At 55.5% G+C, this 21,819-nt stretch carries 23 protein-coding genes; 17 read left to right on the top strand and 6 right to left on the bottom strand.

Annotation, left to right across the window (positions count from 1 at the left end; genetic code table 11):
• Nucleotides 1-69: 69 nt before the first annotated feature.
• Nucleotides 70-1,323 (top strand): serine hydroxymethyltransferase, encoded by a 1,254-nt coding sequence (glyA, locus tag IP581_RS16870; protein ID WP_008502165.1) that lies wholly within the window; start codon nt 70-72, stop codon nt 1,321-1,323.
• Nucleotides 1,324-1,372: 49 nt separating this feature from the next.
• Here glyA and IP581_RS16865 read toward each other — a convergent pair whose 3' ends face one another.
• Entirely contained in the window at nt 1,373-2,230 is an 858-nt protein-coding gene (locus tag IP581_RS16865; protein WP_193820935.1) for a nickel/cobalt efflux protein RcnA, read from the bottom strand.
• Nucleotides 2,231-2,373: 143 nt separating this feature from the next.
• Between IP581_RS16865 and rcnR the strand changes: the two genes are divergently transcribed.
• On the top strand, nt 2,374-2,646 hold the full coding sequence (gene rcnR, locus IP581_RS16860) for a Ni(II)/Co(II)-binding transcriptional repressor RcnR (protein WP_017459019.1): 273 nt from the start codon (nt 2,374-2,376) through the stop codon (nt 2,644-2,646).
• A gap of 127 nt (nt 2,647-2,773) precedes the next feature.
• Nucleotides 2,774-3,916 (top strand): 3-phenylpropionate MFS transporter, encoded by a 1,143-nt coding sequence (locus IP581_RS16855; protein ID WP_193820934.1) that lies wholly within the window; start codon nt 2,774-2,776, stop codon nt 3,914-3,916.
• On the opposite strand, the gene csiE is transcribed toward IP581_RS16855, so the two are convergent.
• Nucleotides 3,913-5,190, bottom strand: a complete 1,278-nt coding sequence (gene csiE, locus IP581_RS16850; protein ID WP_193820933.1) for a stationary phase inducible protein CsiE — start codon at nt 5,188-5,190, stop codon at nt 3,913-3,915. The genes IP581_RS16855 and csiE overlap by 4 nt on opposite strands.
• A 124-nt stretch (nt 5,191-5,314) precedes the next feature.
• Between csiE and IP581_RS16845 the strand changes: the two genes are divergently transcribed.
• Entirely contained in the window at nt 5,315-5,953 is a 639-nt protein-coding gene (locus IP581_RS16845) for a DUF1007 family protein (RefSeq protein ID WP_193820931.1), read from the top strand.
• The gene (locus IP581_RS16840) at nt 5,944-6,924 is read left to right on the top strand and encodes a nickel/cobalt transporter (protein ID WP_097400263.1); all 981 of its coding nucleotides are present in this window, start codon (nt 5,944-5,946) and stop codon (nt 6,922-6,924) included. The genes IP581_RS16845 and IP581_RS16840 overlap by 10 nt, the downstream gene beginning before the upstream one ends.
• Nucleotides 6,925-6,966: 42 nt before the next feature.
• Here IP581_RS16840 and suhB read toward each other — a convergent pair whose 3' ends face one another.
• Nucleotides 6,967-7,770 carry an inositol-1-monophosphatase gene (suhB, locus tag IP581_RS16835; protein ID WP_086870749.1) on the bottom strand — a complete coding sequence of 268 codons (804 nt, stop codon included), beginning with the start codon at nt 7,768-7,770 and terminating at the stop codon, nt 6,967-6,969.
• A gap of 117 nt (nt 7,771-7,887) precedes the next feature.
• On the opposite strand from suhB, the gene trmJ reads away from it, so the two are divergent.
• The 12 genes from trmJ to IP581_RS16775 all read left to right on the top strand — a co-directional run bounded on the left by trmJ (nt 7,888) and on the right by IP581_RS16775 (nt 18,706).
• A complete protein-coding gene (trmJ, locus tag IP581_RS16830; protein ID WP_086870752.1) occupies nt 7,888-8,619 on the top strand; it encodes a tRNA (cytosine(32)/uridine(32)-2'-O)-methyltransferase TrmJ in 732 nt (243 codons plus the stop codon).
• A gap of 189 nt (nt 8,620-8,808) precedes the next feature.
• Nucleotides 8,809-9,300: a Fe-S cluster assembly transcriptional regulator IscR gene (gene iscR / locus IP581_RS16825; protein ID WP_020454728.1), complete on the top strand. Its 492-nt coding sequence runs from the start codon at nt 8,809-8,811 to the stop codon at nt 9,298-9,300.
• A gap of 119 nt (nt 9,301-9,419) precedes the next feature.
• Nucleotides 9,420-10,634, top strand: coding sequence for a cysteine desulfurase (iscS, locus tag IP581_RS16820; RefSeq protein WP_017459011.1), 1,215 nt, complete (start codon nt 9,420-9,422; stop codon nt 10,632-10,634).
• A 26-nt stretch (nt 10,635-10,660) separates the two neighbouring features.
• A complete protein-coding gene (gene iscU / locus IP581_RS16815; protein WP_017459010.1) occupies nt 10,661-11,044 on the top strand; it encodes a Fe-S cluster assembly scaffold IscU in 384 nt (127 codons plus the stop codon).
• A 17-nt stretch (nt 11,045-11,061) separates the two neighbouring features.
• Entirely contained in the window at nt 11,062-11,385 is a 324-nt protein-coding gene (iscA, locus tag IP581_RS16810) for an iron-sulfur cluster assembly protein IscA (RefSeq protein WP_017459009.1), read from the top strand.
• A gap of 73 nt (nt 11,386-11,458) precedes the next feature.
• Nucleotides 11,459-11,974: a co-chaperone HscB gene (gene hscB / locus IP581_RS16805; protein WP_193820929.1), complete on the top strand. Its 516-nt coding sequence runs from the start codon at nt 11,459-11,461 to the stop codon at nt 11,972-11,974.
• 18 nt (nt 11,975-11,992) lie between these two features.
• On the top strand, nt 11,993-13,843 hold the full coding sequence (gene hscA / locus IP581_RS16800) for a Fe-S protein assembly chaperone HscA (RefSeq protein ID WP_193820927.1): 1,851 nt from the start codon (nt 11,993-11,995) through the stop codon (nt 13,841-13,843).
• A 1-nt stretch (nt 13,844) separates the two neighbouring features.
• Entirely contained in the window at nt 13,845-14,180 is a 336-nt protein-coding gene (fdx, locus tag IP581_RS16795; protein ID WP_017459006.1) for an ISC system 2Fe-2S type ferredoxin, read from the top strand.
• A 1-nt stretch (nt 14,181) separates the two neighbouring features.
• The gene (gene iscX / locus IP581_RS16790) at nt 14,182-14,382 is read left to right on the top strand and encodes a Fe-S cluster assembly protein IscX (protein ID WP_007370809.1); all 201 of its coding nucleotides are present in this window, start codon (nt 14,182-14,184) and stop codon (nt 14,380-14,382) included.
• Between the two features lie 60 nt (nt 14,383-14,442).
• Entirely contained in the window at nt 14,443-15,729 is a 1,287-nt protein-coding gene (gene pepB / locus IP581_RS16785; RefSeq protein ID WP_097400266.1) for an aminopeptidase PepB, read from the top strand.
• Between the two features lie 45 nt (nt 15,730-15,774).
• Nucleotides 15,775-16,551, top strand: a complete 777-nt coding sequence (gene sseB / locus IP581_RS16780; protein WP_086870761.1) for an enhanced serine sensitivity protein SseB — start codon at nt 15,775-15,777, stop codon at nt 16,549-16,551.
• Nucleotides 16,552-16,714: 163 nt separating this feature from the next.
• Entirely contained in the window at nt 16,715-18,706 is a 1,992-nt protein-coding gene (locus IP581_RS16775; RefSeq protein ID WP_193820925.1) for a M48 family metallopeptidase, read from the top strand.
• 39 nt (nt 18,707-18,745) lie between these two features.
• Here IP581_RS16775 and IP581_RS16770 read toward each other — a convergent pair whose 3' ends face one another.
• The 3 genes from IP581_RS16770 to IP581_RS16760 form a co-directional block, all read right to left on the bottom strand.
• Nucleotides 18,746-19,516, bottom strand: a complete 771-nt coding sequence (locus IP581_RS16770; RefSeq protein ID WP_086870765.1) for a MurR/RpiR family transcriptional regulator — start codon at nt 19,514-19,516, stop codon at nt 18,746-18,748.
• A complete protein-coding gene (gene sseA / locus IP581_RS16765) occupies nt 19,517-20,359 on the bottom strand; it encodes a 3-mercaptopyruvate sulfurtransferase (protein ID WP_086870767.1) in 843 nt (280 codons plus the stop codon).
• Nucleotides 20,360-20,456: 97 nt separating this feature from the next.
• A complete protein-coding gene (locus IP581_RS16760; protein ID WP_193820923.1) occupies nt 20,457-21,818 on the bottom strand; it encodes a 6-phospho-alpha-glucosidase in 1,362 nt (453 codons plus the stop codon).
• Between the last annotated feature and the right edge of the window lies 1 nt (nt 21,819).

Genomic DNA, 21,819 nt, shown 5'->3' with positions numbered 1-21,819 from the left:
TACTGTGGGCCGTTCCCCAAATTGGGCCCTCATTTAGAGTTGTTTTGTTAGCTGAGTCAGGAGATGCGGATGTTAAAGCGTGAAATGAACATTGCCGATTATGATGCCGAACTGTGGCAGGCTATGGAGCAGGAAAAAGTACGTCAGGAAGAACACATTGAACTGATCGCCTCCGAAAACTACACCAGCCCGCGTGTAATGCAGGCTCAGGGTTCTCAGCTGACGAACAAATACGCCGAAGGTTACCCGGGCAAACGCTACTACGGCGGTTGCGAGTATGTGGATATCGTGGAGCAACTGGCGATTGATCGCGCGAAAGAACTGTTTGGCGCTGATTACGCTAACGTACAACCGCACTCCGGCTCGCAGGCGAACTTCGCGGTCTACACTGCGCTGCTGCAACCGGGTGATACCGTTCTGGGTATGAACCTGGCGCAGGGCGGCCACCTGACTCACGGCTCCCCGGTTAACTTCTCTGGCAAACTGTACAACATCATCCCTTACGGTATTGATGAGTCCGGTAAGATTGATTACGAAGACATGGCGAAGCAGGCGAAAGAGCATAAACCGAAGATGATCATCGGTGGTTTCTCTGCTTACTCCGGTATCGTTGACTGGGCGAAAATGCGCGAAATCGCCGACAGCATCGGTGCTTACCTGTTCGTTGACATGGCACACGTTGCGGGTCTGATCGCCGCCGGTGTTTACCCGAATCCGGTTCCGCACGCGCATGTTGTGACCACCACCACCCACAAAACCCTGGCAGGCCCGCGCGGCGGTCTCATCCTGGCGAAAGGCGGTGACGAAGAGCTGTACAAAAAACTGAACTCCGCCGTTTTCCCAAGCGCGCAGGGCGGCCCGTTGATGCACGTTATTGCGGCAAAAGCGGTGGCACTGAAAGAAGCGATGGAGCCAGAGTTTAAAGTTTACCAGCAGCAGGTTGCCAAAAACGCCAAAGCGATGGTGGAAGTGTTCCTGAACCGTGGCTACAAAGTGGTGTCTGGCGGTACTGAAAACCACCTGTTCCTGCTGGATCTGGTAGACAAAAACCTGACCGGTAAAGAAGCGGATGCTGCGCTGGGTCGTGCAAACATCACGGTGAACAAAAACAGCGTGCCGAACGATCCGAAGAGCCCGTTTGTCACTTCCGGTATCCGTATCGGTAGCCCGGCTGTGACCCGTCGTGGCTTTAAAGAAGCGGAAGTGAAGGAGCTGGCTGGCTGGATGTGTGACGTGCTGGACAACATCAATGACGAAGCGGTTATCGAGCGCGTCAAAGGTAAAGTTCTGGATATCTGCGCCCGTTTCCCGGTTTACGCGTAAGCGTAGCCCGACAAAAAAACCCGCCTTGTGCGGGTTTTTTTATGCCTGATTATTGCAGCCCGGTGTATCCGTGGATGCCCATATAAACGCCAACAAGGGCGATAAGCGCGCTGGAGAAATAGGGTGCCTTCCGTGCCAGCGTATTGAACCCGGACCAGCGTTTTGCCGCTTGCTGGACGCTGATTGCCGCGCCAACGCCAACCGCGACCAGTGTGAGGGCAAGTCCGATACTGAAAGAGACCACTAACGTTGCGCCCAGCGTGATGGCTTTTAACTGAATACAGATCAGCAAAATAGTGATCGCCGCCGGGCAGGGGATAAGCCCGCCGGTTAAACCGAATAGCAGGATCTGACCGTTCGTCACCTCGCCGCCGGTAAAACGGCGCTCAATATCCCGCGCGTGCGCCCGCTCATGCGCATCCTGGTACTCCTCTTCTTTGGTCATTTTACGCAGCGACAGAATGGTTGGTTGTGCGTTGACACGCACCGGTTGTAGCGGCTGAAGCACCAGACCTGGAGCACGGTGGCCGTGGTCATGGTGATGATGACGCCCGGTGAGCCACGAATGTTCCCCTTGCCAGGTACGGAGAAACATCCACACGGCGGTCGCAAAAATGATCGCCGCAGACACCATTTGCAGCCAGGGTTCAACGGCTTGGGCGGTGAACTGGCTGCTGAGATACATGCCGCCGAGCGCAATCAGCCACACTACCACCGTGTGCGATAGCGTTGCGGCGAGACCCAGCATCACGGCCTGTTTCACCGTGCCTTTGATGGCGATGATAAATGCCGCCATCATGGTTTTAGAGTGCCCCGGTTCGAGGCCGTGCAGCGCGCCGAGCAGGATGGCGCTCGGAATAAAAAACCAGGCGTTCCCTTGCTGAAAAAGCGTGGTGAAGTCATTCATGAGAATAATTCTCGGTAAAAATTTGTGCGCTCAAATCTACTCCCCCCCAGTAGTAAATACTACCCCCCAGTAGAAACAAACTCCCCCCCAGTTGATGCATGGTATGCTAAGGCTCGTTTAAGCACGGTCGATTTGAGGTCTGTATGTCGCATACCATCCGGGACAAGAAAAAGTTAAAAGCGCGGGCGAGCAAAATAGAAGGCCAGGTTGCCGCGCTGAAAAAAATGCTTGATGAGCCGCATGAATGCGCTCAGGTTTTGCAGCAAATCGCGGCGATCCGCGGCGCGGTAAACGGCTTAATGCGCGAAGTAATTAAAGGCCATCTGACCGATCATATCGTGCATGAGAACGACGAAATTAAGCGTGAAGCGGATCTGGATGTGGTGCTGAGCGTGCTGGATTCTTATATTCGCTAAGCTACCGTGAGCAACCCGGAGGCTGATATTCGCCTGCAAACGTTGGGCAAGCGCATGTGTTGCCTGATTGTTACTTGCCAGCCCTGTTATTTATCGCCAGACTATCGCCTCCATTCAGGAGGAAATCATGGTCTTGCAGTCCACGCGCTGGCTGGCGCTCGCTTATTTCACCTATTTTTTTAGCTACGGCATCTTCTTACCTTTCTGGAGCGTCTGGCTCAAAGGCGTGGGGCTGACCCCCGAAATCATCGGGATGTTGCTCGGCGCAGGTCTTGTCGCCCGCTTTCTTGGCAGCCTTTTCATCGCCCCGCGCGTGAGTGATCCTTCCCGCTTGATTACGGCTTTGCGCGTGCTGGCGCTGGCAACGTTGCTGTTTGCGCTGGCATTTTATGCCGGAACGCATGTGGCGTGGCTGGCGGTCATTATCATTGGTTTTAACCTCTTTTTTTCGCCGCTGGTGCCGCTCACCGATGCGCTGGCGGGCACCTGGCAAAAACAGTTCCCGATGGACTACGGACGCGTGCGGCTGTGGGGATCGATTGCTTTTGTGATTGGTTCGGCGTTAACCGGCAAACTGGTGAGCCTGTTTGATTACCAGGCGATTCTGGCGTTGCTGACGCTGGGCGCGGCATCCATGTTGCTCGGTATGCTGCTGCGTCCTTCCATTTTGCCGCAGGGTGAAAATCGCCAGCAGGACGGCGCAGGCTGGCAGGCGTGGCGGGCACTGATTGTGCAGAACTGGCGTTTCCTCGCCTGCGTGTCGCTGCTGCAGGGCGCACATGCTGCCTATTACGGCTTCAGCGCCATTTACTGGCAATCGGCGGGGTATTCTGCTTCAACGGTGGGGTATCTGTGGTCGTTAGGCGTGGTGGCAGAAGTGGTAATTTTCGCGCTCAGTAACCGGCTGTTCCGCCGCTTCAGCGCACGCGATCTGCTGCTGCTTTCCGCCGTTTGCGGGCTGGTGCGCTGGAGCCTGATGGGCTGGACGACCGAGCTTCCGTGGCTGATTATTGCCCAGATCCTGCACTGCGGTACCTTCACCGTGTGCCATCTTGCCGCGATGCGCTATATCTCGGCGCGGCAGGGCAGTGAAGTCATCCGCTTACAAGCAGTCTATTCAGCGGTAGCCATGGGCGGCAGTATTGCGCTGATGACCATGATCGCCGGTTTCCTGTTTGAACATCTGCATCAGGGGCTGTTTTTTGTCATGGCCGTGCTGGCCATTCCGGCACTGTTCCTGCGCCCGAAAGTCGCTGTGCAGACCCGCTAACTCTCCAGCATGTCGCGGATATGCCGCTGCTGTTGCCCGCTCAGCGGCCCATCGGTATGAATCAACGGCGGTGAGAACAGCGGCAGCGGCGTCGTGTAAGGCGTGATAATCAACGTCACGTCCTTCGGCGCGCCAGCGTCGCGGAACTCCTTAAGCGGCAGATAGCGGATATTGAGCGGCAGCAGCGTTAATTCGCGCAGTTGCTGCTCAATCTGTTGTTCGCGCGTACTGTCTTCGCCAGTAATCAACACGACTTGTTTCTCATGCAGATCGCTGTCCTGCATCAGCCAGGCACCGAAAATCACCGCCACCAGCCCCGCTTCTTCATCGCTGAAGCGCAAATCATACTCGTCTTCCAGTTCCTGCAATGCATCGCGGGTGGTTCGCATCAGGCGTGGGTAAAGCTGGTTGATCTCTGCGGGCAGGCTGTTATCAATACCAATGCCGAACAAGCTGCGATCCAGCGCCTGGGCAATATGAATATAGAGCTGGGCGCTTAAGCCCTGCTCATCGCTGAAACGCAACCCCGCCAGAGCGTGAAAGCGGGCAATCATCCGACGGATGGCTTTTTGCAGACGGCGATCCTGATAGTGCTGGTCACGCAGCGGATCGGGCGTGCGAACCAGCATAAACAGCAACGATAAAAACAGGTGCTCATTCTGCTGCGGAGAGTCGACAACACGGCGCTGCCAGTGACGCACAATCTCCTGCGCTACCTGATACTCGGCGCGCATTCTCGCCCACTCTTGCTGAACCGGGTTAAATTCCGGTGTATGTCCGTGGTGATGTTGCAGTAAACAATATTGCAAATAGAGACGCAGAAATTGCATATCCCGGCATTCAAAGACGCGCTGCAGGCGGCGCGAACAGAGATTAATTAACGCCAGCAGGTTCGTGTCGTCGTATAACGTTCGGGCAATACCTTGCTGTTTAAGCGCCGTTTTTAACGCCGGGGTAAACTGTTGCGTGATAAATTGCGGGCACAGCCGCAGCGCACGGCGAAGCCAGTGCAACAGGCATAAACGTTGATCGAGTGGTGCGCCCTCAATCCGAAAGCCGCCGTTAGGGTGGGGAACGATAGAGAGCCGGTGGTAGCGCTGAATTTCACTTTCCGTTTCAGCAATATCCAGGCGAGCCACGGCGTCGTCCACTCCATTCATAGCGCTGATATGTTCCATGGTGACGTGTTGCCCCGGCAAGGCGAGCATCAAAAGCACCTGGCAGCGGCGCTGCGGACTGGAGAGCGCAGATGGCGGTGTCATTACAATTGTCATCTGTCAGGTTCCAGTTAGGGTTTTTGATAAGCGTAGTTAAAGGTATGCTCAGCGATAGCGCAGCGGCAGCTCTTTCATTCAGGATTGCCGGGGAGCATCACAGAATTTTTCTCGTGGGGAAGACATGCAAGCAGTTAAACAATGCGCAAGTGGCCTGTTTCTCGCGCTTTTATCATTTTCAGTGGTGGCGCATCCGCACAGTTTTATCCGCATGAAAACGCAAGTGCTGATCGAAAATGGACAGTTCACCGGGCTGAAAATGCGCTGGACGATGGATGAGATCACCTCAGCGGATCTGCTGTATGACGCGGGCAATGCAAAACCTGGCGATGAGATCTGGAAAAAACTGGCGGCAGAGGTGATGGCAAACGTACTGGGTCAACACTATTTCACCGAAGTCTGGCACCACGGGCAGAAAGTGAAGTTTCTTAACCGACCGACGGAATATGGCATGGAACAGGTCGCGCATCAGGCGGTGCTGACGTTTATTTTGCCGCTCGCCGAACCGCAGGTGCTCAGCGGCCAGCGGTATACTTTTTCCACTTTCGATCCCACCTATTTCGTCGACATGAGTTACGCAAAAGCGAGCGATGCGACATTGCCTTCCGCCGCGCCGCAGGGCTGCAAACTGGCGGTACAAACGCCCAAACCTGGCGAAGAGGTGCTGAATTATGCCCAGTCGCTGGATAAAGCCGATGCACCGGCGGAAGATATGCAACTTGGTAAACAATTTGCCCAGACGGTGACGCTGACATGTCCGTGATGATGAGCGCTGCGGCGCGAAAACGACGCTTATTGCACTGGTGGCCGCTGGTGCTTTTTATGGTATGCGCACTGGCAGCCGCATTGTGGCTGTGGCAGATCTGGCCGCAGGTGATGGTGAAAAGCGTTATCTGGCAGCGCGATGTGAATATGAAAATGAGCAGCTTGCTGAAAGCGGTGGCGGAAAACCCGCATCAGGCTGGTGGGGCGCTACTGCTGTTCAGTTTTGTCTATGGTGTGCTGCATGCGCTTGGGCCGGGGCACGGCAAAGTGGTGATCGCCACCTGGCTTGCTACGCATCCGTCAAAACTGAAACCGGCGATTGGCTTAACGCTGGCCTCTTCGTTATTGCAGGGGCTGGTGGCGATTGCGCTGGTGGTGGTTGTGCTGAGTATTCTGGCACTGCCTGCGCGGCAACTGCATTTAAGCGGTTACTGGCTGGAGAAGGGCAGTTATTTACTGGTGGGTGTGCTGGGCGTGCTTTTGTGCTGGCGAGCGTTGAAAAAGCTGCGCGCGCTGCTTCGTGCGCCTAAATTCCGCGCGTTCACTCCACATCATGAACATCATGCCAACTGTGGCTGCGGTCATCAGCATCTCCCTACGTCAGCGCAACTGCAGAACGGTGAGGACTGGCGCGCACGGCTGATGATTATTTTGTCGATGGGGATGCGGCCCTGTTCCGGTGCGATCATGGTGCTGCTGTTCAGTAAAGTGATTGGCGTGTTTAGCTGGGGTGTGGCGTCCGCGCTGGCAATGGCGGTCGGAACGTCACTGACCATCAGCTCGCTGGCGCTGCTGGTTCATGGCTTTCGCCAACTGGCAGTGAAATTAAGCGGGGAGCGTGCGCCGGTATTGTGGCGGCAGGTTGGCTGGACCACGCTGGCGCTGGCTGGTGGCGTGTTGTTGGTTAGCGCGTCGGTAGTGATGTGGGTCAGTGCGTTACCGCCGGGCGGCGGATTACGGCCATTTTGATTGTGCCCGGTGGTGGCGAACCACCGCCGGGCACCGCCAGATTTAGCGTTTCAGCGCGTCGCTCAGCTCGTCACGCATATTCGCCAGCATCGCTTTCACCACGCGCGGGTTACCCGCCACGATGTTGCCGGTCATCATATAGTTGTGACCACCGGTGAAATCGCATACCAGGCCGCCAGCTTCACGCACCAGCAGTTCACCGGCTGCGAAATCCCACGGTTTCAGCGCGATTTCGAAGAAACCATCCACGCGACCAGCGGCAACGTAAGCCAGATCAAGCGCAGCGGAACCCGTGCGGCGGAAGTCCGCGCATTCGGTGAACAGTTTGCCCACGATGTTGATGTAGGTAGTGGCGTGTTGTTTGGCTTTGAACGGGAAACCAGTCGCCAGAATGGTGCCATCCAGATCGCGAGCTGTGCTGCCGCGCAGGCGGTAGCCGTTCAGCTGTGCGCCCTGGCCGCGAGTGGCGGTGAACAGTTCGTTACGCATCGGATCGTAAACCACCGCGACTTCAGTGCGGCCTTTGATACGAACGGCGATGGATACCGCGAAATGCGGCAGGCGTTTAACGAAGTTGGTGGTGCCATCCAGTGGATCGATAACCCATTGCACATCCTGGTCAGTGCCTTCGTGCTCACCACTCTCTTCAGTGATGATGGTGTGTTGCGGGTAAGATTTGCGGATTGTTTCGATAATCAGCGCTTCGGCTGCTTTATCAATGTTGGTCACGAAATCATTGCTGCCTTTCTGGCTGGTTTCTACGGTGTCTGGCGTTTCGTAGTTTTTGGCAATTAAATTACCCGCCTTGCGCGCAGCACGCACGGCGATGTTCAGCATCGGATGCATCGGTCTCTCTCACTGGATGTTAAAGAACGGAAAACGGCGCATATCATAGCAGCGAATTCGGATTATGTCTTTGCTTTATGATAATATGCGCGAATATTCTTTAGCCGTTGAAAATCTATGCTGCAAAATATTCGAATCGTACTGGTGGAAACCTCCCACACCGGCAACATGGGCTCTGTTGCTCGTGCAATGAAAACAATGGGTTTGACGAATCTCTGGCTGGTGAACCCGCTGGTAAAACCGGATTCACAGGCTATCGCGCTGGCTGCAGGTGCCAGCGATGTGATTGGCAATGCGCACATCGTCGACACGCTGGATGAAGCGCTCGCCGGTTGCAGCCTGGTTGTCGGCACCAGTGCGCGTTCCCGCACGCTGCCGTGGCCGATGCTCGATCCGCGTGAATGCGGGCTGAAAAGCGTTGCCGAAGCGGAACATGCGCCGGTCGCACTGGTGTTTGGTCGCGAACGCGTTGGCCTGACTAATGATGAACTGCAAAAGTGTCATTATCACGTGGCGATTGCCGCCAACCCGGAATACAGCTCGCTGAACCTGGCGATGGCGGTTCAGGTTATTGCTTATGAAGTGCGTATGGCGTGGCTGGCCGCACAAGAGAGCAGTGCCCCGGCGGTTGAGCATGAAGAGACGCCGTACCCGCTGGTCGACGATCTGGAGCGTTTTTACGGGCATCTGGAGCAAACCCTGCTGGCAACTGGTTTTATTCGTGAAAACCACCCCGGCCAGGTGATGAATAAATTGCGTCGTCTGTTCACCCGCGCGCGTCCGGAAAGTCAGGAGCTTAATATCCTGCGCGGCATTCTTGCGTCCATCGAACAGAAGCATAAAGAGTAACGCGCGAGGCCGGGAAAATGCCCTTTTTCGGCCTAACTCTATGAAAGCACTAAACGACAAATACCTGACTAAAACAGTCAACTAAATAGTTGACCAATTTAGTCGGGAATGTCAGACTTGCGTCTGCTATGCAACATTAACATATTAATAATACACCCCGGGCAGGGGCGAGTTTGAGGCTTGTAAGACATGAGACTGACATCTAAAGGGCGTTATGCCGTGACCGCAATGCTGGACGTTGCACTCAACTCCGAAGCGGGCCCGGTTCCGTTGGCTGATATTTCCGAGCGTCAGGGAATTTCGCTCTCCTACCTGGAGCAGTTGTTCTCCCGCCTGCGTAAAAATGGCTTAGTCGCCAGCGTACGTGGCCCGGGCGGTGGTTACCTGCTGGGTAAAGACGCAAATACCATTGCTGTTGGTGAAGTGATTAGCGCGGTTGACGAATCCGTAGACGCAACCCGCTGCCAGGGTAAAAGCGGCTGCCAGGGGGGCGATAAGTGCCTGACCCATGCGCTGTGGCGCGATCTGAGCGACCGTCTGACCGGTTTCTTAAACAACATCACGCTGGGCGAACTGGTGAATAACCAGGAAATCCTTGATGTGTCCGACCGTCAGCACAGTAACGAATCCCATCGCACTACCCGTGCTCAAGACGCTATCGACGTCAAACTGCGCGCATAATAAAAAAACAGAATTCAGAATCGGGCCAGGGCACAAAACCGTGCCCTGTTAACGCGGTCGTACATCCAGCCGGTTGCCTGATTCCTTGCATTAGAGCGATGTACGGAGTTTAAAGATCAATGAAATTACCGATTTATCTCGATTACTCCGCAACCACGCCGGTGGATCCGCGTGTTGCCGAGAAAATGATGCAGTTTCTGACCCTGGACGGGACCTTTGGTAACCCTGCTTCCCGTTCTCACCGTTTTGGCTGGCAAGCTGAAGAGGCCGTTGATATCGCCCGTAACCAGATCGCAGAACTGGTTGGCGCGGATCCGCGTGAAATCGTCTTCACTTCCGGTGCAACCGAATCCGATAACCTGGCGATCAAAGGTGCAGCCAACTTTTATCAGAAAAAAGGCAAGCACATTATCACCAGCAAAACCGAACACAAAGCCGTGCTGGACACCTGCCGTCAACTGGAGCGCGAAGGTTTCGAAGTGACCTATCTCGCCCCGCAGAGCAACGGCATTATCGACCTGAAAGAGCTGGAAGCGGCGATGCGTGAAGACACCATCCTCGTTTCCATCATGCACGTGAATAACGAAATCGGCGTGGTGCAGGATATCGCGGCAATCGGCGAAATGTGCCGTGCGCGCGGCATTATCTATCACGTTGACGCTACCCAGAGCGTGGGCAAACTGCCTATCGACCTGAGCCAGTTGAAAGTGGATCTGATGTCCTTCTCCGGCCATAAAATTTATGGGCCGAAAGGCATCGGCGCGCTGTATGTGCAGCGTAAACCGCGTGTGCGTATCGAAGCGCAGATGCACGGCGGCGGTCACGAGCGCGGCATGCGTTCCGGTACTCTGCCTGTTCACCAGATCGTCGGCATGGGCGAAGCGTACCGCATCGCGAAAGAAGAGATGGCCAGCGAAATGGAACGTCTGCGTGGCCTGCGTAGCCGTCTGTGGAACGGCATCAACGATATCGAAGAAGTTTATCTGAACGGCGATCTCGAACACGGCGCACCGAACATCCTCAACGTCAGCTTTAACTACGTTGAAGGCGAATCGCTGATCATGGCGCTGAAAGATCTGGCTGTATCCTCCGGCTCTGCTTGTACCTCTGCAAGCCTGGAACCGTCCTACGTGCTGCGCGCACTGGGCATGAATGATGAGCTGGCACACAGCTCCATCCGTTTCTCTTTAGGTCGTTTCACCACCGAAGAAGAAATTGACTACACCATCGCGCTGGTACGTAAATCCATCGGCCGTCTGCGTGAACTCTCTCCGCTGTGGGAAATGTTCAAACAGGGCGTGGATTTGACCACCATCGAATGGGCTCATCATTAATTGTTGCGCAAGCAGGAGAAGAAAAAATGGCTTATAGCGAAAAAGTAATCGATCACTACGAAAACCCGCGCAACGTTGGCTCGTTCGACAACGACGACACCGTAGGAAGCGGCATGGTTGGCGCACCGGCGTGCGGCGACGTGATGAAACTGCAGATCAAAGTTAACGATAAAGGCATTATCGAAGACGCGCGTTTCAAAACTTACGGCTGTGGTTCCGCAATCGCTTCCAGCTCACTGGTTACCGAGTGGGTGAAAGGCAAGTCTCTGGACGAAGCGCAGGCAATCAAGAACACCGATATCGCCGAAGAGCTGGAACTGCCGCCGGTGAAAATCCACTGTTCAATCCTGGCGGAAGATGCGATCAAAGCCGCGATTGCGGATTACAAAAGTAAACAAGAAGCGAAATAAGGCGGGAGGTTGTTGTCATGTCCATTAGCCTGAGCGACAGTGCTGCCGCGCGAGTCAATACCTTCCTGGCCAACCGTGGTAAAGGGTTTGGTCTGCGTCTGGGGGTAAGAACCTCCGGCTGTTCTGGTATGGCTTATGTCCTTGAATTTGTCGATGCGCCGAACGAAGAAGACACGGTGTTTGAAGACAAAGGCGTGAAGGTAGTGGTTGACGGCAAAAGCCTGCAATTCCTTGACGGCACTCAACTGGACTTCGTAAAAGAAGGCCTGAACGAAGGGTTTAAATTCACCAACCCGAACGTCAAAGACGAGTGCGGTTGCGGCGAAAGCTTCAACGTTTAATCGCCATCATCCGATGACCCCACCGCAGCGTCCTGCGCGTGGGGTCTGTTTCGATTGCACACCCGGAATTGTTATGGATTACTTCACCCTCTTTGGGTTGCCGGCCGACTATCAGCTTGATGTCCAGGCGCTGGCGACACGTTTCCAGGATCTGCAACGTCAGTTCCATCCCGACCGCTTCGCGAGCCGCCCTCAGGCGGAACAACTGGCTGCCGTCCAGCAATCCGCTACCATTAACCAAGCATGGCAAACGCTGCGCAACCCGCTAACGCGCGCGGAATATCTGCTGTCGTTGCACGGTTTTGATTTGGCCTCCGAGCAGCACACGGTGCGCGATACCGCTTTCCTGATGGAACAACTTGAGCTGCGTGAAGATCTGGACGAGATTGAAAAAGCGCAAGACGCAACCCGTCTGGACGCATTTCAACAGCGTGTGAAAGGGATGTATGACACGCGCCATCGGCAAATGGTGGAGCAATTAGCCAGCCAGACGTGGGACGCGGCGGCGGATACCGTGCGTAAACTGCGTTTTCTCGATAAACTGCGCAGCGCAACAGAACAACTCGAAGAAAAACTGCTCGGTTTTTAATTTTTTTGGAAGCACATCATGGCCTTATTACAAATCAGTGAACCCGGTCTGAGCGCCGCGCCGCACCAGCGTCGTCTGGCGGCGGGTATCGACCTCGGCACCACCAATTCATTGGTTGCCACCGTGCGCAGCGGGCAGGCGGAAACGTTGGGCGACAGCGCCGGACGTCACCTGCTCCCTTCGGTAGTTAACTACCAGGCCGACAGCCATGTTGTCGGTTATGACGCCCGTACCAACGCTGCGCTGGACTCCGTAAACACCATCAGTTCGGTGAAACGCCTGATGGGGCGCAGCCTGGCCGACATTCAGGCGCGTTACCCGCACCTGCCGTGGCAGTTCCAGCCCAGTGAAAATGGTCTACCGATGATTGTCACGCGTGGCGGTCTGGTTAACCCGATTCGCGTCTCGGCGGATATTCTCAAAGCCCTTGCCGCTCGCGCGCAGGAGACCCTTTCCGGCGAGCTGGACGGCGTGGTGATCACGGTTCCTGCCTATTTTGATGACGCACAGCGCCAGGGCACCAAAGATGCGGCGCGTCTGGCGGGCTTACATGTGTTACGCCTGCTGAACGAACCGACCGCTGCGGCAATCGCCTACGGGCTGGACTCCGGCCAGGAGGGCGTGATTGCGGTTTACGATCTCGGCGGCGGTACCTTTGATATCTCGATTTTGCGCCTGAGCCGTGGCGTTTTCGAAGTACTGGCGACCGGCGGTGATTCCGCACTCGGCGGCGACGATTTCGACCATCTCCTGGCGGATTTCATCTGTGAACAGGCGGGCATTACCGATCGCAGCGATGTACGTCAACAGCGCGAATTGCTGGATGCGGCGATTGCCGCAAAAATCGCCCTCAGCGATGCCGACAGCGTTACCGTGAATGTGGCAGGCTGGCAGGGGACTATCACACGTAGCCAGTTTGATGAATTGATTTCAACGCTGGTTAAACGCACGCTGCTCTCTTGCCGTCGCGCGCTGAAAGATGCGGGTGTGGAAGCGCAAGAGGTGCTGGAAGTGGTGATGGTCGGCGGCTCAACGCGCGTGCCGCTGGTGCGCGAGCGGGTAGGCGAGTTCTTTGGCCGCACGCCGCTGACGTCGATTGACCCGGATAAAGTGGTGGCGATTGGCGCGGCAATCCAGGCGGATATCCTGGTGGGTAACAAGCCAGACAGCGAAATGCTATTGCTGGACGTCATTCCACTCTCGCTGGGGCTGGAAACGATGGGTGGCCTCGTAGAAAAAGTGATCCCGCGTAACACCACTATTCCGGTGGCGCGCGCGCAGGAGTTCACCACATTTAAAGATGGCCAGACAGCAATGTCTATCCATGTGATGCAGGGCGAGCGTGAGCTGGTGGCCGACTGTCGTTCCCTGGCGCGTTTTGCCCTGCGCGGTATCCCGGCGATGCCGGCTGGCGGGGCGCATATTCGCGTCACTTTCCAGGTGGATGCCGACGGGTTGCTCAGCGTAACCGCGATGGAGAAATCCACCGGGGTGGAAGCCTCCATTCAGGTGAAACCGTCTTACGGTCTGACCGATGGCGAAATCGCCGACATGATTAAAGACTCCATGAGTTTCGCCGAGCAGGACGTGAAAGCGCGCATGCTGGCGGAGCAGAAAGTGGAAGCCGCGCGCGTGCTGGAAAGCCTTGCCAGCGCGCTTGCCGCTGACGCCGCGCTGTTAAGCGCCGCAGAGCGTGCGGAGATCGACGACGCAGTCGCGCAGTTACGCGCGGTTGCCGACGGCGATGACACCGACGCGATAGAACAAGCCATTAAAAATGTAGATAAACAAACCCAGGAATTCGCCGCACGCCGTATGGATCAATCCGTACGTACCGCGCTGAAAGGCCATTCCGTCGACGAGGTTTAATATGCCTAAAATTGTTTTTCTGCCTCATCAGGATCTCTGTCCGGATGGCGCAGTTCTGGAAGCTAAGAGCGGTGAAACCATTCTTGATGTCGCCCTGCGCGGCGGGATTGAGATTGAGCATGCCTGCGAAAAATCCTGCGCCTGTACCACGTGTCACTGTGTGGTGCGTGAAGGTTTTGACTCGCTGCCGGAAAGCAGCGAAGAGGAAGACGACATGCTGGATAAAGCGTGGGGTCTGGAGCCGGAAAGCCGCTTAGGCTGCCAGGCGCGTGTTACCGATGAAGATCTGGTCGTTGAAATTCCTCGCTACACCATCAACCACGCGCGGGAGCACTAATATGGGGCTGAAATGGACCGATAGCCGTGAAATCGGCGAGGCGCTGTACGACAGCCGCCCGGATGTGGATCCGAAAACCGTGCGTTTCACCGATATGCACCAGTGGATCTGCGAGCTGGAAGAGTTTGACGATGATCCGAATGCATCGAATGAAAAAATTCTCGAAGCGATTCTGCTAGTCTGGTTAGACGAAGCATCGTAATCATCAAACGGGCTGCCTTCGGGCGGCCCGTTTTCATGAACAGCCATAAGGATAAAAATAATGACAGAAGCTATGAAAATTACGCTGACAACGCAAAGCGCCGACGCGCGCTGGGGTGAGAAAGCCGCTTACAGCATCAATAACGACGGCATCGCACTGCATCTGACCGGGAAAGATGACTTAGGCCTGATCCAACGCGCCGCACGTAAAATCGACGGCATGGGCATCAAACATGTTGCCCTGAGCGGCGAAGGCTGGGACGCGGATCGCAGCTGGGCGTTCTGGGCCGGTTATAAAGGGCCAAAAGGCACGCGCAAAGTGGAATGGGCGCAGCTTAACGACGCCGAGCAAAAAGAGCTGGATAGCCGCCTGCTGGTCATCGACTGGGTACGCGATACCATCAATGCCCCGGCAGAAGAGCTGGGGCCGGAACAACTGGCACAACGCGCGGTCGATCTGTTGCATAAAGTCGGCGGCGACAATGTCTCTTACCGCATCACCAAAGGTGAAGATCTGCGCGAGCAGAACTATCTTGGTCTGCATACGGTTGGCCGTGGTTCCGAACGCCCGCCGGTACTGCTGGCGCTGGATTTCAACCCGACCGGTAACCCGGATGCGCCGGTTTATGCCGCGCTGGTGGGTAAAGGCATTACCTTCGATTCCGGCGGTTACAGCATTAAGCCGACTTCCTCAATGGATTCAATGAAGTCCGACATGGGCGGCGCAGCGCTGGTAACCGGTGCGTTGGCATTTGCCATTAATCGTGGGCTGGATAAACGCATCAAACTGTACCTGTGCTGTGCGGATAACCTGATTAGCGGCAACGCCTTCAAACTGGGCGATATCATCCGTTATCGTAACGGTAAAACCGTAGAAATTATGAATACCGATGCGGAAGGACGCCTGGTGCTGGCGGATGGTCTGATCGACGCCTCTGCGCAGAAACCGCAGCTGATTATTGATGCGGCAACGCTGACCGGTGCGGCGAAAACCGCACTGGGCAACGATTATCACGCGCTGTTCAGCTTTGACGATGCGCTTGCCGGGCGTTTGCTCGACAGCGCAAGCGCGGAAAACGAACCGTTCTGGCGCTTGCCGCTGGCCGAATTCCATCGCAATCAGCTGCCGTCTAACTTTGCGGAACTGAACAACACCGCAGGGGGTTCATTCCCGGCGGGAGCAAGCACGGCAGCCGGTTTCCTGTCACATTTTGTTGAAAATTATCAGCAGGGCTGGCTGCACATCGACTGTTCAGCAACCTATCGTAAAGCGGCGGTTGAGCAGTGGGCGGCGGGAGCTACCGGCCTTGGCGTACGTACCCTGGCGAATCTGTTAACCGCGAAGTGATCTTTTTTCCTCTCCCCAAGGGAGAGGAAACTCTCTGGAACCACTATGTCAGAAAGCAAAAACGAATTAGAAACCCTGCTGGAACAGGCCGCAACTGAGCCTGCTTATCGTCCGGCGTTTTTCCGCACGCTGCTGGAATCCACCGTTTGGGTGCCTGGCACAGCGGCGGAAGGCGAAGCTATTGTTGAAGACAGCGCGCTTGATTTGCAGCACTGGGAAAAAGATGACGGTACCTCGGTGATCCCATTCTTTACCTCGCTCGAAGCACTGCAACAGGCGGTGGAAGAGGAACAAGCCTTTGTGGTAATGCCCGCGCGCACGCTGTTTGAAATGACGCTCGGCGAGACGCTGTTCCTCAATGCGAAGCTGCCGACCGGCAAAGCGTTCACGCCGCGAGAAATCAGCCACCTGGTGGGCGAAGAGGGCAGCCCGTTAAGCCAGCAGGAAGTGCTGGAGGGCGACACGGCGCTGCTGCTTTCCGAAGTGGCTGAACCGCCCGCACAAATGGTGGATTCGCTGACCACGCTGTTTAAAAGCATCAAAACCGTGAAGCGCGCGTTTCTCTGCTCTATCAAAGAGAAGGCTGATGAGCAGCCCAATCTGCTGATTGGTATCGAAGCTGAAGGCGATATCGAAGAGATTATTCACGCCGCGGGGAGTGTGGCGACCGATACGCTGCCTGGCGACGAGCCGGTGGATATTTGCCAGGTCGTTGAAGGAGAAAAAGGTATTAGCCATTTTATGATCGCGCATATTACTCCTTTCTACGAACGGCGCTGGGGAAGTTTCCTGCGTGACTTTAAGCAAAATCGCATTATTTAATTATCGGGCGGTATGTGATGTACCGCCTTCTATTATTTAAGAAATTGAATTATTAGCCTTTCATTAATAACGTCGTACGGTTTTTGCTATTCATTCCATAAATTATGAATTAATCCTATACCTGTGATACGGTGCGTTTTTACGTTTCCTTACGGTTAATTTTATGGACAAAAAAAGCCTGCTGTACTGCTTCGGCATACCGTTAATTCTTTTCTTCTACGCCTGCTGGCAGAATATCCGTATTAACGAAGTGGATGTTTACCAGGTGACGCAATATGGCTTTGTTGGTCACAGCGTATTTGCCGATATGTCGCGCCAGATCCTCGCCAAAGGTGGAATGTTGTTTTCCCTGTTGGGCTTGATTGCCAGTAGCAGCGCAGTAATTCTCTGTGTTTTAAGCGTACGGAAAGCCCGTATATCTGCGGAAAAGTTAATTGCCGCGTTTACCCTGTGTCGCAAGTTACTGCCATTTATTATGGTCGGTGTCATGGCGTCGATTGGTTTCGCGCTGGTCTGCGTGCTGTTATATGAAGTGTGCTGGATCTACACGTTAGGTCGGGCGAGCGCCTTTAATATCAAACTGGTGATATTCGTCTTGTTGATCATTGGTTCGCTGGTATTTATGGTGCTGAAAAGCCTGTTCTTACTAAAACGCTGCTTTGCGCTTTTTGAGCCGCAAGATATGCAGGTTCATGGTGCCGCTGTTTCTGAAGACGACGCGCCGGAATTGTGGCGCTGGGTCAGGGAATTAGCTCAGCGCGGGCAGGCCATTGTGCCGGATAATATTGTGGTCGGTTTATTTGAGGGGTTTTACGTCACCGCAAGCCCGGTGCAAATTGAAAACGGCGCGCGGTTAACCGGCAATACCCTCTATTTCCCGCTCAGCTACGCCGCGTTTATGAATAAAGACGAAGTGGCCGCCGTGATTGGTCATGAGCTGGGGCATTTTTCCGGTAATGATACCGTCTACACCCTGCATTTCGCCGGGCTGTATGCCGGTATGGAAAACAGTCTCGACTACTTTTATCGCGATGTGGCGAGCAGCGGCTGGCTTGAGCGGCTGGCGCTCAACCCGACCATTCATCTCGGCCTCTGGTTTTACCGTCAGTTCCACGAAACGGTCAATGGCTGGAGTCGCGTACGCGAACTGGCAGCGGACGCCGCGGGCGCGCGTACCAGCTCGCCGCAGGCGCTGGCGGCCTCGCTCCTGCGTTTCTCCGCGCTCAATGAACGCTTTAATGCGCCGATGGAGCTGTTCTTTAATCGCAAACTTGAGACGCACGATCTGGTGCACAGCCTGTTTGCGTCGCTGCGTGAGGGCGGGCGCTTTGATGTTGCCGCCTCGCTTGAGCAGGAACTGGCGCACCCAACAGACAGCCATCCGCCGACGCGTGTGCGTATTGAGCAACTGAATGTGCCGCTGGATGAAACGCTGCTGGCCAGGGCGTCGCGCCCGGCAGAGGAGGCAGATTACCAGTGGATGCGCAGTTTATTCCGCGATGCATCGGCTATTTCCGCCGCGTTAACCGCCGGGATGGCGAGCAATGTGGAAGCGCACCATGACGCTTATCAGGCCGAATTAGAAAATCTGGCAGCACACTCCACGGAAAGCGTCGTTGTCTCGCTGCGGAAGAAAAATTTCTGGTTGTTCCTTGTGCTGGCGGTGCTCTGTGTTGCCGGTGCCGGTTTAGTCCTCGCGCTGAGTATCCAGTGGAACGCCACCGCGAACGCATCCATGGAGAAGATAATCTTTGGTCTGGTCGCCGGTGGGCTGATCTTTGGGCTGGCGAGCTGGACGATGTATACGCGCGTGCGCCAGCCGCTGTTCACGTTGACTGCACAAGGGATTGAGAGCTATCAGCTCAGCGCGCCGCTCTTATTGGCGGAGATTGAAAATATTGATATTCGTAGCGTCAATGAGTGGGTGTTTATCGATCTCTACTGGCGGGAAGGTTATCAGCCACCGACCTGCACCGTGGGGCGTTTGTTCCGCAGTTTTACGTTTGAGCCGAAGAAGCGCAAAGTGGTGATAAGCCTGCCCGGCGGGGTATTGAAAGGCGTACAGCGTGAAAAAATGTCGATTGAGGAGCTGTATGTCGCGCTTCATGAATACATTCAGGCCGCCTGGGCGCGGCGTGAACTGAACCAATCGTAATTGGCGTTTTTGCTAATGCCTGCCGAAATGCGGCAGGCATTATTGCGTCGCTTCCAGCAGCAACAGATCCATCAGCAGGACCAGGTTTGACTCGAACGAGGTGATCCCAGCGGCTTCAGCGGCAAAATGCACCGCTTCGTCGTACAGCGCGAAATGGATATCTGCCATCTCCGCCAGCGGGTTTGCCGACGCGCGGGTAAACGCCACCACCGTCATACCCACGGTACGCGCAATACGCGCTTTATCCAGAACTTGCTCCGTTTCACCACTGCGGGAGACGGCAATAAACACCTGGTAGCGCGCCGCGTTACTGAGAAAGATATTCCGGCTGTCGCCAGGTCCGGAAATAAACGCCGTCTTGCCCAGCACCTGCAATTTCTTGGTCAGGTACTCGGCAAACAGATAGGAAAAGCCGGCACCATAGAGAAAAAAGCTCTCCTGCTCATGCAGCAGGGCGGCAAATTGCTGGCGTTTTTCCGCGCTTACCCACTGAAACGTGCGCTGATAATTCGCCATAAATTGCGCGAAGGCTACGGGTAGCTCGGCGGGTTCACTGTGTGGCCCGGTAATGTGCGGTGTGTCTGCCAGCCGCTGCTTGCAGTGCCAGATAAACTCGCTATAGCCGCTAAAACCGAGTTTCTGGCACAGGCGAATAATGGTGGCGGTGGAGACAAATGTCGCCTGTGCCAGTTCGCGTACCGTAATGTTTCCCACCAGCAGTGGGTGTTCCGTCAGGTGTGCAAGAACGCGATATTCCGCGCGGGTCAGTGACTCTCCGCGCGTCAGCAGTGGTGCCAGTCGGTTGTCCATTTACGCCGTTTCGATGGGGAGATCGTCGCGTGCGCCCCATTCACTCCAGGAGCCGTCATACAGCGTCACGTTACTTGCACCAAGCGTTGCCAGCGCCAGAATAACTACTGAAGCCGTCACGCCGGAGCCGCAACTGGCGATAATCGGTTTGTGCAGATCCACACCCTGACGGCGGAAAATCGCCGCCAGCTCATCGGTGGTTTTCAGTTCGCCTTCAACGACTAAATCAACCCACGGCACATTCAGTGCGCCGGGAATATGGCCGCGCTTCAGACCCGGGCGCGGTTCATCCACTTCGCCATTAAAACGTGGCGCGGGGCGGGCATCGACAATTTGTGCCGTGCCTTCGTGGCTCGCCAGCAGCACGTCGGTCAGTTTTTTCACCACGTGAGGGTCGAAATTGGCATTAAAATCGGATTCGGGAAGCGGCACGTCGCCTTTTTGTAGCGGCAGGGCATCGCGCTGCCAGCCCGCCAGCCCACCGGCCAGGATCGAGACATTTTCCACGCCGTGATTACGCAGCATCCACCAGGCGCGCGGGGCAGAGAAGAGATTGCCTTCGTCATACACCACCAGATGTTTATCCTGGCTGATGCCCAGTTCGCGCATTGCCACGGCGAACGCTTCCGGGCGCGTCAGCATATGCGGCAGCGTCGTGGTGTGATCGGAAAGGGCTTCGATATCAAAAAAGACCGCACCGGGAAGGTGCCCGGCGCGGTATTCCGCTCTCATGTCGCGATGCTCCTGACCCACTGGCGCCATCCGCGCATCAATCAGCTGGATTTCGGGATCATCGCTATGCTCTATCAGCCAGTCGGCCGCGACAAAAAACGAGGTGGACATGGTTGTCTCCGTGTCATCAACAGTAACCTGAATTGTTAACGTTTTTTCATGACCCGACAAGCCGACATCGCTAACGCCGCGAGCGACCTCGTTATTTTTATGCTGGTTTGCCGTTTTCCCATGCTTTTTGCAGCGCTGGCCAGTAGTCACGGTTGGCTTCGATCATCTCATCAAGGATCGCTTTCGCATGCTGCATGGTGGGCACAGTGCGGTTCAGGGTGAATGCCTGTAGCGCTTTCTCGTAACTGCCTTCAATGGTGGCTTCCACCAGCAGTTGTTCCGACGCCAGTTGCTGCATCAACAATGTCTGATGGAACAGCGGCACCGCGCCCATCCGCACCGGTTCTGGCCCTTCACTGGTGATGTAAGCCGGGACTTCCACCATGGCATCGTAGGGAAGGTTAGCAATCGCCCCTTTGTTTTCCACAATCACCAGATGGCGCTGGCGCAGGTCAAAGGCCAGCGAACAGGCGACATCGACGATAAACGCGCCGTGTACGCCAACATGGAAGGCATCCGGCAGAATACCGGTGCGCTGATATTCCGCCGCCGCAGCAAACAGCTTTTTCTCGCGCCCGTCCATCACTTCATTGGCACGGGTGTAATCGGCGTTTTGATGCGCAACAATGTCGTTTGGCATCAGGTAATACTGCAAATAGGGGTTCGGCAAAAATTCCGGGAAGTGATCCATAATCGGCTTGATGTTGCGCCAGGTTTTCACCCACGACGGATCGGAGTGTTGCGGATCGGTTTGCGCGGCGTCTTCTGTTAACAGACCAAAACGGGCGACGTGTTCGCGCAGCTCCGGCAGACGATCTTCGCCATCGACACGCACTTTGGTAAACCAGCCAAAGTGATTCAGGCCGAAGTAATCCACCTCCAGTTTATGGCGATCAACGCCAAGGATAGCGCCCATATTGCGCATCGCCGCCACCGGCATATCACAAATATTCAGCACACGCGCGTTGGGCCGCAGACGACGCACCCCTTCGGCGACAATCGCCGCCGGGTTGGAGTAGTTCACGATCCACGCTTTTTTATCGGCGTACCGCTCTACCAAATCGATTAGCTCGACCATCGGCAAAATGGTACGCAGCCCGTAAGCCAGCCCGCCAGGGCCACAAGTTTCCTGACCAACCACGCCGTGGCGCAGCGGGATCTTTTCGTCCTGCTCACGCATTTTGTACTGCCCGACGCGCATTTGTGCGAAAACAAAATGCGCGCCGCGAAACGCGGTTTCCGCATCGCTGGTGACGGTAAATTTAATGCTCTGGCTGTGGTCACGGATCACTTTTTCCACCACCGGTGCGATGGTGTTTTGCCGCGCTTCATCAATGTCGTAAAGGCGAATTTCCGCCAGCGGAAAATCTTCCAGCCTGACCATCAGGCTTTTGACAATGCCCGGCGTATAGGTGCTGCCGCCACCGGCGATCGATAAAATAAACGGGGGTTTAATCATT

The organism is Kosakonia pseudosacchari, assembly GCF_015167415.1.
GTDB classification, from domain to species: domain Bacteria; phylum Pseudomonadota; class Gammaproteobacteria; order Enterobacterales; family Enterobacteriaceae; genus Kosakonia; species Kosakonia pseudosacchari.
The sequence above is the reverse complement of the archived record's forward strand: the minus strand, read 5'-3'. Positions and strand labels throughout refer to the sequence as shown.

Bases quoted from the DNA above. Each gene is read 5' to 3' on its own strand.
- glyA (WP_008502165.1), top strand. From the start codon at position 70: ATGTTAAAGCGTGAAATGAACATTGCCGATTATGATGCCGAACTGTGG.
- IP581_RS16865 (WP_193820935.1), bottom strand. From the start codon at position 2,230: ATGAATGACTTCACCACGCTTTTTCAGCAAGGGAACGCCTGGTTTTTT.
- rcnR (WP_017459019.1), top strand. From the start codon at position 2,374: ATGTCGCATACCATCCGGGACAAGAAAAAGTTAAAAGCGCGGGCGAGC.
- IP581_RS16855 (WP_193820934.1), top strand. From the start codon at position 2,774: ATGGTCTTGCAGTCCACGCGCTGGCTGGCGCTCGCTTATTTCACCTAT.
- csiE (WP_193820933.1), bottom strand. From the start codon at position 5,190: ATGACAATTGTAATGACACCGCCATCTGCGCTCTCCAGTCCGCAGCGC.
- IP581_RS16845 (WP_193820931.1), top strand. From the start codon at position 5,315: ATGCAAGCAGTTAAACAATGCGCAAGTGGCCTGTTTCTCGCGCTTTTA.
- IP581_RS16840 (WP_097400263.1), top strand. From the start codon at position 5,944: ATGTCCGTGATGATGAGCGCTGCGGCGCGAAAACGACGCTTATTGCAC.
- suhB (WP_086870749.1), bottom strand. From the start codon at position 7,770: ATGCATCCGATGCTGAACATCGCCGTGCGTGCTGCGCGCAAGGCGGGT.
- trmJ (WP_086870752.1), top strand. From the start codon at position 7,888: ATGCTGCAAAATATTCGAATCGTACTGGTGGAAACCTCCCACACCGGC.
- iscR (WP_020454728.1), top strand. From the start codon at position 8,809: ATGAGACTGACATCTAAAGGGCGTTATGCCGTGACCGCAATGCTGGAC.
- iscS (WP_017459011.1), top strand. From the start codon at position 9,420: ATGAAATTACCGATTTATCTCGATTACTCCGCAACCACGCCGGTGGAT.
- iscU (WP_017459010.1), top strand. From the start codon at position 10,661: ATGGCTTATAGCGAAAAAGTAATCGATCACTACGAAAACCCGCGCAAC.
- iscA (WP_017459009.1), top strand. From the start codon at position 11,062: ATGTCCATTAGCCTGAGCGACAGTGCTGCCGCGCGAGTCAATACCTTC.
- hscB (WP_193820929.1), top strand. From the start codon at position 11,459: ATGGATTACTTCACCCTCTTTGGGTTGCCGGCCGACTATCAGCTTGAT.
- hscA (WP_193820927.1), top strand. From the start codon at position 11,993: ATGGCCTTATTACAAATCAGTGAACCCGGTCTGAGCGCCGCGCCGCAC.
- fdx (WP_017459006.1), top strand. From the start codon at position 13,845: ATGCCTAAAATTGTTTTTCTGCCTCATCAGGATCTCTGTCCGGATGGC.
- iscX (WP_007370809.1), top strand. From the start codon at position 14,182: ATGGGGCTGAAATGGACCGATAGCCGTGAAATCGGCGAGGCGCTGTAC.
- pepB (WP_097400266.1), top strand. From the start codon at position 14,443: ATGACAGAAGCTATGAAAATTACGCTGACAACGCAAAGCGCCGACGCG.
- sseB (WP_086870761.1), top strand. From the start codon at position 15,775: ATGTCAGAAAGCAAAAACGAATTAGAAACCCTGCTGGAACAGGCCGCA.
- IP581_RS16775 (WP_193820925.1), top strand. From the start codon at position 16,715: ATGGACAAAAAAAGCCTGCTGTACTGCTTCGGCATACCGTTAATTCTT.
- IP581_RS16770 (WP_086870765.1), bottom strand. From the start codon at position 19,516: ATGGACAACCGACTGGCACCACTGCTGACGCGCGGAGAGTCACTGACC.
- sseA (WP_086870767.1), bottom strand. From the start codon at position 20,359: ATGTCCACCTCGTTTTTTGTCGCGGCCGACTGGCTGATAGAGCATAGC.
- IP581_RS16760 (WP_193820923.1), bottom strand. From the start codon at position 21,818: ATGATTAAACCCCCGTTTATTTTATCGATCGCCGGTGGCGGCAGCACC.